General features: G+C 67.8%; 2 protein-coding genes. Both read left to right on the forward strand.

What is annotated here, in order from left to right; translation table 11 throughout:
- Positions 1 to 973 (forward strand): hypothetical protein (locus KBX53_RS32450; RefSeq protein ID WP_247676551.1); only part of this gene is annotated, 973 nt, incomplete at its 5' end.
- A partial coding sequence (locus KBX53_RS32455; protein ID WP_210863668.1) for a PrgI family protein occupies positions 970 to 1584 on the forward strand: 615 nt, incomplete at its 3' end. The genes KBX53_RS32450 and KBX53_RS32455, both read left to right, overlap by 4 nt.

A 1584-nucleotide genomic window follows, 5' to 3' on the forward strand; every position in this document is an offset into this window, starting at 1 on the left:
CCCCCGTGATCCTGCAGGTGCTGCAGGGCATCATCGGTGGCTGAGGGCATCGATCATGGTCGACTGGATGATGAATGGCCTGGTGGAATGGCTCGCCGAGCGGCTACAAGACCTGCTCGGCGGACTCCTGGCCTATCTGACGTCGTGGATGTTCCTGTCGCCGGACGTCACCGTCTTGCCGCAGGTGCAGACCATCGCCGCGAAGAGCGCGATGGTCGTCAACGTCTGCTACATCCTCGCGCTACTGACCGCCGGCGTCGTGACGATGACCAGCAGTTCGTTCGAGATGCGATACGGCGTCAAGGAATTACTGCCACGCCTCGTCGTCGGGTTCATCCTGTCGAACTTCGCGGTCCCGCTCTGCGCCGTGCTCATCTCTGTCGCCAACGCGTTGACGGTTTCCATGGTCGGCACCGCGGCGCCGACCACACAAGCGGTCACGATGGCCCGCACCCACGTGGCCGCCGCCCTCATCGACCCCGCCAACGCCCTCGTCGCCCTGATCATCGGGCTGCTGATCGTCGGGCTGATGTTCACCCTCGTCACCGGTTGGGTCGTCCGCGTTGCGGTGCTGGTCATCCTGGCCGGGCTCGCCCCGGTCGCGCTGGCCTGCTATGGCCTGCCCTGGACGCAACCCACCGCCGACCTGTGGTGGCGCAGCCTGCTGGGCTGCCTCGGCACGGCCGTGCTGCAGGCCGTCGCGTTCTCCAACGGCATCCAACTGCTCACCGACCCGGACGCGAGCATTCCGGTCCTGATCGGCCTGCCGAGCTCAGACGTACTGAACCTGCTGCTGGTCGGGGTGGTTCTGTGGATAACGGTCAAGATCCCCGGGATGATGCGCCGCTACGCAATGGGCAGGGGCTCGCCGAACATCGGCGGGGTTCTGCTACGGGCAGTGGTTATCCAGGGCATCACCCGTCGTCGCCCGCTTGGTGGGCCGGGACGTGCCGCCTTGCGAGGTGGGCGATGACGATCGAGGACAACGTTCCGCGTGCCGTCGTCCCGGCCAACGTCAACGAGCCCGACCGTATCGCGTTCGGGCTGACGTTCAGACAACTGGGCATCGTCGGCGGCGCCGGCCTCGTCGGGTTCGGTGTCTACCGCACGTTCGGGCAACTACTGCCGCAACTGGCGTGGATCGTCGCCGGAGCGATCGTGTTCGCGGTGGCGGTAGTGGTGGCGCTCGGCCGCCGTGACGGCCTGCCGCTGGACGTGTGGCTGCGGCACGGGTTCGTACTCAGTCGCAAGCCGCGCACTCTCGCCCCTGGTGCAGCTCGGGCCAGCTCGATCGCGGTCGTGGCCGGCAATCCGAGCCTTCCGGCGCCGCTGCGTTCTCCCGTCACGGCGGTCAGCCCGACCGGACTTCTGACCAGTGAGGGCCGCGGCAAGGTCCTGATCGCCTGCGGCACCACGAATATCCACCTGCGCACCGGCGGTGAACAGGGCGCGCTGCTGGAAGGGTTTGGCCGGTTCCTCAACAGCCTGACCGGGCCGGCGCAGATCGTCGTGGCGGCGCAGCGGCACGACCTGACCGTCTACGCGCAGGCGACTGTCGACCACGCGCTGCGGCTCGCGCACCCG

Source organism: Micromonospora sp. M51 (assembly GCF_018070305.1).
Lineage (GTDB): Bacteria > Actinomycetota > Actinomycetes > Mycobacteriales > Micromonosporaceae > Micromonospora > Micromonospora parva.